We start from the raw sequence: 7,954 nt of genomic DNA on the forward strand, positions 1-7,954 counted from the left end.
GTGACGACCAGCAGGTCGCTAACATGTCTCTGGAGGAGATGTCGAAAGCAAACAATTTCCACAAGAGCTTTCCTCAGTATTCAGTTACACCTCTTACAGGACTTCCGCATCTGGCCGAATATCTCGGACTTAAGAAACTTTATGTAAAGGATGAATCCTATCGATTCGGTCTGAATGCTTTCAAGGTTCTCGGCGGTTCTTATGCAATCGCACGATACATGGCACAGCAGCTCGGCAAGGATGTCAGCGAAGTTCCTTATGATGTATTAACTTCTGAGAAACTCAAGGAAGACTTCGGTCAGGCAACATTCTTCACAGCAACAGACGGTAATCACGGCCGCGGCGTTGCATGGGCAGCGAATAAGCTTGGACAGAAATGCGTAGTCAGAATGCCGAAGGGCACAACACAGACTCGTTTAAATAATATTGCAAAGGAAAATGCAACAGTTACTATTGAGAATCTTAACTACGATGAATGTGTTCGTATGGCTGCGAAGGAAGCGGCTGAAACAGAACACGGCATCATGGTTCAGGATACAGCCTGGGAAGGTTACGAAGAGATTCCTACATGGATCATGCAGGGTTACGGCACACTCGCACTTGAAGCTGATCATCAGTTAGAAGAAGACAACTGCCGTCCAACACATATCTTCATTCAGGCAGGCGTTGGCTCACTGGCCGGTGCAGTTGTTGGTTACTTCGCCAACAGATTCAAAGAGAATCCGCCGATCATGACAGTTGTTGAAGCCAAGGCTGCAGACTGCCTCTTCCGCTCTGCTTCCAAGGGTGACGGCAGCCGCGTAGATGTTACAGGCGATATGCTCACAATCATGGCTGGTCTTGCCTGCGGCGAACCAAACACTGTATCATGGGATATTCTTCGCAATCATGCAGATGCATTCGTATCTTGTCCTGATTGGGTAAGTGCCAACGGTACACGTATTTACAGCTCACCAATGAAAGGTGACGAAAGAGTTATCTCCGGTGAATCCGGTTCCGTTACAATGGGTCTGGTTGCAGCGATCATGACAAAACCTGAATTAAAGGAACTCAAGGAAGCACTGAAACTGGATGAGAATTCTCAGGTACTTCTGGTTTCTTCTGAAGGCGATACAGATCCTGACCGTTATCGTGAAATCGTATGGGAAGGCTTATGTGGCACCGACAAAGAACCATTTGCTGATCTTCAGGAAAACTAAGCATTCGTTTTAACTGCCTTTGACAGTTATTACATATAAATAGAGAAACAATTTTGCAACGTTACAATATATAAACATTATGGAGGGTAAAAAATGTTAGACTTTAACAAAATCAAAGAAGTAGCACAGGGCTATCAGGCTGATATGACAGCTTTCTTACGTGCCATCGTTAAGAATCCTGGCGAAAGCTGTGATGAAAAGGCGCATGTAGAGACAATTGCTGCTGAGATGAAGAAACTGGACTTCGACGAAGTTGTCATCGATCCACAGGGCAACGTCATCGGTTACATGGGTACAGGCGACAAGATCATTGCTTTCGATGGTCATATTGATACAGTAGGTATCGGCAATATCAACAACTGGACATTCGATCCATATGATGGTTATGAGAACGAAACAGAAATCGGTGGCCGTGGTGTATCTGACCAGTGCGGCGGTGTTGTATCTGCTGTTTACGGCGCTAAGATCATGAAAGATTACAACCTGATTCCGGAAGGTTACAAGATCATGGTTGTTGGTTCTGTTCAGGAAGAAGACTGTGATGGCCTTTGCTGGCAGTACATCATCAACGAAGACAAAGTTCGTCCTGAATTCGTAGTATCTACAGAGCCTACAGACGGCGGTATCTACAGAGGTCAGCGCGGACGTATGGAAATCCGTATCGACGTTAAGGGTGTTTCCTGCCATGGTTCTGCTCCAGAACGTGGTGACAACGCAATCTACAAGATGGCTGATATCCTTCAGGATGTTCGTGCGCTGAATGAAAATGATGATGCAGACGAAACAGAGATCAAAGGTCTTGTTAAGATGCTGAATCCTAAATACAACCCTGACTGGGAAGAAGCTCGCTTCCTTGGCCGCGGTACAGTTACAACATCTCAGATCTTCTACACATCCCCAAGCCGTTGTGCAGTTGCTGACTCCTGTGCAGTATCTCTTGACCGTCGTATGACATTCGGCGAAACATGGGAAAGCTGTCTGGATGAAATCCGCAACCTGCCTAGCGTAAAGAAATACGGTGATGACGTTGTTGTTTCCATGTACAACTATGACCGTCCATCCTACACAGGCTGTGTATATGAAATCGAATGCTACTTCCCAACATGGGCGATTCCAAAGGATCACAAGGTTACAAAAGCACTGGAAGCTGCTTACCATGGTCTTTACGGTGATAAGAGAATCGGTGCTGCTGACACACTTGAAATGCGTCAGGCTCGCCCACTGACAGATAAGTGGACATTCTCCACAAACGGTGTTTCTATCATGGGTAGAAACGGTATCCCATGTATCGGTTTTGGACCAGGTGCAGAAGCTCAGGCTCACGCTCCTAACGAAATGACATGGAAACAGGATCTGGTTACATGTGCTGCTGTTTACGCTGCTCTGCCAATGTCCTATTGCGAATAATTTCAAAAAAGACTATACTATAAAAGTTAACGTATTATAAACCAATAAAACTTCCGTGCATCGGACAATTTTTAACCGGTGCACGTCACTTAATCAAACGGAGGATTATTATAATGGATGCTAAATTACAGGCTTATATCGACAAATTAAACGCACTTAACTTCAAAGAAATGTACAACGGTGACTTCTTCCTGACATGGGAAAAATCAGACGACGAACTTGAAGCTGTTTTCACAGTTGCTGATGCGCTTCGTTACATGAGAGAGAACAACATCTCCACAAAGGTATTCGAAAGTGGTCTTGGTATTTCTTTATTCCGTGATAACTCTACACGTACACGTTTCTCCTTTGCTTCCGCATGTAACCTTCTTGGTCTTGAAGTTCAGGATCTGGATGAAGGCAAATCTCAGGTTGCTCACGGCGAAACAGTTCGTGAAACAGCTAACATGATCTCCTTCATGGCTGACGTTATCGGTATCCGTGATGATATGTACATCGGCAAAGGCAACAAATACATGCATGAAGTTGTTGACGCTGTAACACAGGGCAACAAAGACGGTATCCTTGAGCAGAAACCTACTCTGGTTAACCTTCAGTGCGATATCGACCATCCTACACAGGCTATGGCTGATATGCTTCACATCATCCATGAATTTGGCGGTGTTGAAAACCTTAAAGGCAAAAAGATCGCTATGTCCTGGGCTTACTCTCCATCTTATGGCAAACCTCTCTCCGTTCCTCAGGGTATCATCGGTCTGATGACTCGTTTCGGTATGGACGTTGTACTTGCTCATCCGGAAGGCTATGAAGTATTCCCAGAAGTTGAAGCTGTTGCAGCTGAAAACGCTAAGAAATCCGGCGGTTCCTTCACAAAAACAAACAACATGGCAGAAGCATTCAAAGATGCTGATATCGTATATCCAAAGAGCTGGGCTCCTTTCGCTGCTATGGAAAAACGTACAGAACTCTACGGCAACGGCGATACAGAAGGTATCAAAGCTCTTGAAAAAGAACTCCTTGCTCAGAACGCAGAACACAAAGACTGGGCTTGTACAGAAGAACTTATGGCTACAACAAAGAACGGCAAAGCACTTTACCTGCACTGCCTGCCAGCTGACATCACAGGCGTAAGCTGTGAAGAAGGTGAAGTTGATGCTTCCGTATTCGATCGTTACAGAGATCCTCTTTACAAAGAAGCAAGCTACAAACCATACATCATCGCAGCTATGATCTTCCTTGCTAAATTCGAAAATCCACAGGAAATCCTGAAGAAACTCGAAGAAAGATCTATGCCTAGAATCTTCAAATAAGATTAAATTTAACTTAACAACTTAACATATAAGGCGGGGATTCACCTCCGCCTTATATAAATCGCAAAAACCGTTATTTTGTTTATTTTGGGGGAAATATTTAGAATGAATAAGAAGAAAAGAATCGTTATCGCACTTGGCGGCAATGCACTGGGGAATACACTGCCGGAGCAGATGGCAGCTGTAAAAGTAACTTCCAAAGCTATTGTAGATTTAATCGAAGAAGGCTGTGAAGTTGTTGTTACACACGGCAATGGCCCACAGGTTGGTATGATCAACAATGCGATGATCGCACTGACACATGAAGATGCACAGCAGCCAAACACACCATTATCTGTCTGTGTTGCCATGAGCCAGGCTTACATCGGATACGACCTTCAGAACGCCCTGCGTGAAGAGCTGTTCAACCGCGGTATCACAGATATCCCTGTTGCAACCATGATCACACAGGTTCGCGTCAATGAAGATGATCCTGCTTTCAACAATCCATCCAAACCGATCGGCAAGTTCTTCAACGAAGAACAGGCGAAGATGATGGAAGAAAAATACGGCTACATCATGAAAGAAGATGCCGGCAGAGGCTATCGCCGTGTTGTTGCTTCTCCAAAACCTGCAGAAATCATTGAAATCGGTACTATCCGTACAATGGTTGAATCCGGAGACCTGGTTATCGCCTGCGGCGGCGGCGGTATTCCTGTTACCCGTCAGGGCAACCACTTAAAGGGCGCCAGCGCAGTTATCGACAAAGACTTCGCAAGCTGTCTTCTGGCTCAGGAACTGGATGCAGATTTCCTCATCATTCTCACAGCTGTTGAAAAGGTTGCCATCAACTTCGGCAAACCAAACGAACAGTGGCTTGAGGATCTGACAGTTGAAGAAGCAAAGAAATACATGGAAGAAGGTCACTTCGCACCTGGCTCCATGCTTCCAAAAGTACAGGCAGCCGTTGACTTCGCTTCCTCCAAGGAAGGCCGCACAGCTCTGATCACACTTCTGGAGAAATCCAAAGACGGTATCCAGGGCAAAACAGGAACAAGATTCCATCTGTAAAACAAAATACTTCATTAACAAAGCATATTTTGCTTAGTAAATTCCTACCTTATTAAAGAACAGGCGTATGAACCTTCTCACATCACATTATTCATACGCCTGTTTTATTTTATTTATTATTTTTTATTGTGCTGTTTCTTACACGCTTATCTTATTACCAGTACCACTTATTCCTCTGAGAAAGTAATTCCTTCGAAATATCCGCCTCACGGTCACTCTCTGCATCATAACCGTTGGTGTTTCTTCTGCCTAACACCAGCCACATAAAGAGAACATACAACGTCAGAAGTCCAAGAATCAGCCAGACAAAGAAGTTATGCTTCGCTGCCTCAAGAGCCGGAACAAACAACACGGCCAATAAACACACCACATCCACAACTGTCAGTACCATTCGAATAATTTTGAAAGTCTTCATCAGCATCGCCTCCTTAGTTAATTTGCATTATATCCTTCTCCGCCTTAATTATAGTGATTTTATCTTTTATCCTCAAATAATTCTCTTCATCCATCAGATACTCGCACAGTATCCCCTTACAAGTTAAACTCCTTGAACAGTTGCTCCTGATAATCTCTGTCTGCAGCTGCTTTGGCAATATCTTCATTTCTAAATTGTCTGATTACCATCCTTCAATAATTCATTTGTCTCACGAACTACATTGCGGATATTGTACCGATACAAACGACTATCAAATGGTGCAAAATCGCAGATAAAGATAACATATGTATCCGGCAATTTATCGTAACTTTCACCAGCCAACAGGGCATCCATGTCCATCTGAGCATGATAGTATCTGCTCCGCTTTGCCAGGGCACTCTCTGTCTTCACCTGCATCTCAACATTAAATCGGCGTTTTGTTCCAGCTTCTTCTGCCATAACATCTAATCTCACACCATGATACTCCGGATGATAACTGATGGTCTTCTCAGCCACAACATTTACTTCCAGAATCTGCATTTCTAATACCAATTCTAGCAGGTGGCGGCACTGCTCTGCATCCGACATCACTGCCGCAAACATAAAGGCATCTTTAATCGTTAAGTCTTGTAGTCTCTTTCTCATCCATTTCCTCCCACACAAACAAGCAAGAGGAATCCTGTAACTCTATTATACTCTCCACGCCGACACGAAACAATAGAAATAATTGGCAAAGGCGCATTATTACTTCCTTTACAAATTCCACTTCCAGCATTTAAAAACACAAAAGACTGCTACTTTATCAAATTCTCATGATACATATATAAATGAATCCTGTTTTTCAATAAAGTAGCAGTCTTTTCATCTGTGTTGTTCAATTATTTCTACATTACGCCACTAAAATATTCATGGCTTACTTATTTTTTATGCTGCTCAATCATATACTGCGTCATCGCTTCCACAAAACGAACTTCTTCATCTGTACACAACTTCAGATTATCTGTAATGTTCTTTGGTATATCATTGGCTTTCATTGAACCAAGCAATAAATAATCCGGTGTCACATCCAATACATCACATATCCTGATAAAAGATTCAAGACCGGGACGTTCAATTCCTCTCTCGATGGATGAAATATGATTGTTGGATATATCTATCCGTTCCGCCAACTCCATCTGTTTCATTCCCAGGCTTACCCTTCTCGCCTTGATTCTTTTTCCCATTTCTACAAATCGTTCATTCTCATTCTTCATTCGAATCACCTCTGCATTCATCATAACAAATTTCGACAGTTACGTTTACAATGCTATACAGAAGTGTTCTGCTATACATCGGTTTTGTAATATATTTTTTCTTTTTTACATGATTTTTCACTTAATACATGATTTTCTCTTTTATCATGCTTCCGCTGCAGCCTCTTTCTCCTCCAGAAAAGCCACCAGTTCTTCCATACCTTCACCCGTCATCGGGCTGACTTTGAAAATCGGATCCGCTCCGGCCAACTGAAGCAATTCAACTGCATCCGCAATTTGTTTTGGTGTCGCGATATCGATTTTTGTCACAACACCGGCTACAGGCAATGTAAAAGCGCTGGATTGTCCCGGTGAGAAAAAGAACTGATCTCTGCTGGCGTCCTGCACAAAAACAACTTGATCTGTCTCTGTAGCTGTTACCATCAGCGACCGCAGATAACCGCGATTCTCAAGATATTCCCCCGGCGTATCAATGGTCGTGTTATAGACCTCCAGCGCCTGTGTCTTTTTGTATCTGATTTCCATGTGGTTCAGATACTGGCAAATCGTCGTTTTGCCGCAGGCCACATTGCCGATTAAAATAATTTTCTTCATATCCTCACCTGATTTACGACTTCGTAATCACTGTCGGCGCAAAATGCAGTGTATTCTCAAGAACATTTAATACATCTTTCACCGCTGCCTCCACATCAGCCACCGTTCCGTTGATAATCAGAGAACCGTTGAAACGGTCCACAAATACAACCTCCACATTGGCAGCCTTCATCGCCACATCAGCACCGATAATCGCACCTTCACTGGGTGTGATCGTCATAATGCCAAGCGCTCCGGTATAATCACCGATAACACCCAGCTTCTTATATAAACTGCTGTCAGGATTCGCAATCACATGCGCCAAAGTCACCTGTTTACCAGGCACAAACTCCTGAATAATTCTTTGTTTTTCCTGTTCCATTTTATACCTCTCTCGGACGTTGTGAGCAATGAATCTCGTATGTATTACAAATTGTAACATCCAAAACTGCTATCCGCAGACCACAACTCATTCTACCAACAGATTCTCTTTTATAAGGGTGTATTCGCCGCTCAATACACCTGGATACACGGCTTATGGCACATATACTTTCTGTACATATTCTGCACTGTGGAGATGAGACCCAAATCGTGGAAGCCTTTGCTGAACACGATTTTGTTCGGGGCTCATCGGAACGTCCTTGTGCAGTGATGTACAAAAAGTATATGATGCCATAAGCTGTGTTCTCAGCCTCCTGAGCGGCCATGGTCCCCTATAAAAGCGAATCGAAAATTTCTTTGCGTGGG

The 7,954-nt window shown here is 43.6% G+C and carries 9 protein-coding genes; 4 read left to right on the forward strand and 5 right to left on the reverse strand.

Features of this window, described 5'->3' with window-relative positions; genetic code table 11:
• From dpaL to arcC, 4 genes are all read left to right on the forward strand, one after another.
• Window positions 1-1,199 (forward strand): diaminopropionate ammonia-lyase (gene dpaL, locus WMO25_RS11580; protein WP_349085442.1); only part of this gene is annotated, 1,199 nt, incomplete at its 5' end.
• Between the two features lie 93 nt (window positions 1,200-1,292).
• Window positions 1,293-2,606, forward strand: coding sequence for a YgeY family selenium metabolism-linked hydrolase (locus WMO25_RS11585; RefSeq protein WP_015513115.1), 1,314 nt, complete (start codon window positions 1,293-1,295; stop codon window positions 2,604-2,606).
• 113 nt (window positions 2,607-2,719) lie between these two features.
• Window positions 2,720-3,916 (forward strand): knotted carbamoyltransferase YgeW, encoded by a 1,197-nt coding sequence (ygeW, locus tag WMO25_RS11590; RefSeq protein WP_015513114.1) that lies wholly within the window; start codon window positions 2,720-2,722, stop codon window positions 3,914-3,916.
• 105 nt (window positions 3,917-4,021) lie between these two features.
• Window positions 4,022-4,966, forward strand: coding sequence for a carbamate kinase (gene arcC, locus WMO25_RS11595; protein WP_015513113.1), 945 nt, complete (start codon window positions 4,022-4,024; stop codon window positions 4,964-4,966).
• A 154-nt stretch (window positions 4,967-5,120) separates the two neighbouring features.
• On the opposite strand, the gene WMO25_RS11600 is transcribed toward arcC, so the two are convergent.
• The 5 genes from WMO25_RS11600 to WMO25_RS11620 form a co-directional block, all read right to left on the reverse strand.
• Window positions 5,121-5,381: a hypothetical protein gene (locus tag WMO25_RS11600; RefSeq protein ID WP_349085444.1), complete on the reverse strand. Its 261-nt coding sequence runs from the start codon at window positions 5,379-5,381 to the stop codon at window positions 5,121-5,123.
• 189 nt (window positions 5,382-5,570) lie between these two features.
• Window positions 5,571-6,026, reverse strand: coding sequence for an Rpn family recombination-promoting nuclease/putative transposase (locus WMO25_RS11605; RefSeq protein ID WP_349085446.1), 456 nt, complete (start codon window positions 6,024-6,026; stop codon window positions 5,571-5,573).
• 272 nt (window positions 6,027-6,298) lie between these two features.
• Complete coding sequence (locus WMO25_RS11610) at window positions 6,299-6,658, reverse strand: helix-turn-helix domain-containing protein (RefSeq protein WP_349085447.1); 360 nt, start codon at window positions 6,656-6,658, stop codon at window positions 6,299-6,301.
• 120 nt (window positions 6,659-6,778) lie between these two features.
• Complete coding sequence (locus WMO25_RS11615; protein WP_349085449.1) at window positions 6,779-7,228, reverse strand: EutP/PduV family microcompartment system protein; 450 nt, start codon at window positions 7,226-7,228, stop codon at window positions 6,779-6,781.
• Window positions 7,229-7,241: 13 nt separating this feature from the next.
• Window positions 7,242-7,589, reverse strand: coding sequence for a BMC domain-containing protein (locus tag WMO25_RS11620; RefSeq protein WP_015513091.1), 348 nt, complete (start codon window positions 7,587-7,589; stop codon window positions 7,242-7,244).
• Window positions 7,590-7,954 lie beyond the last annotated feature (365 nt).

Source organism: Coprococcus intestinihominis, from assembly GCF_040096555.1.
Lineage (GTDB): Bacteria > Bacillota > Clostridia > Lachnospirales > Lachnospiraceae > Coprococcus_A > Coprococcus_A intestinihominis.

Coding starts and splice junctions, on each gene's coding strand:
- WMO25_RS11620 (WP_015513091.1), bottom strand. CDS start 7,589: ATGGAACAGGAAAAACAAAGAATTATTCAGGAGTTTGTGCCTGGTAAA.
- WMO25_RS11610 (WP_349085447.1), bottom strand. CDS start 6,658: ATGATGAATGCAGAGGTGATTCGAATGAAGAATGAGAATGAACGATTT.
- WMO25_RS11600 (WP_349085444.1), bottom strand. CDS start 5,381: ATGAAGACTTTCAAAATTATTCGAATGGTACTGACAGTTGTGGATGTG.
- ygeW (WP_015513114.1), top strand. CDS start 2,720: ATGGATGCTAAATTACAGGCTTATATCGACAAATTAAACGCACTTAAC.
- WMO25_RS11585 (WP_015513115.1), top strand. CDS start 1,293: ATGTTAGACTTTAACAAAATCAAAGAAGTAGCACAGGGCTATCAGGCT.
- arcC (WP_015513113.1), top strand. CDS start 4,022: ATGAATAAGAAGAAAAGAATCGTTATCGCACTTGGCGGCAATGCACTG.
- WMO25_RS11615 (WP_349085449.1), bottom strand. CDS start 7,228: ATGAAGAAAATTATTTTAATCGGCAATGTGGCCTGCGGCAAAACGACG.
- WMO25_RS11605 (WP_349085446.1), bottom strand. CDS start 6,026: ATGAGAAAGAGACTACAAGACTTAACGATTAAAGATGCCTTTATGTTT.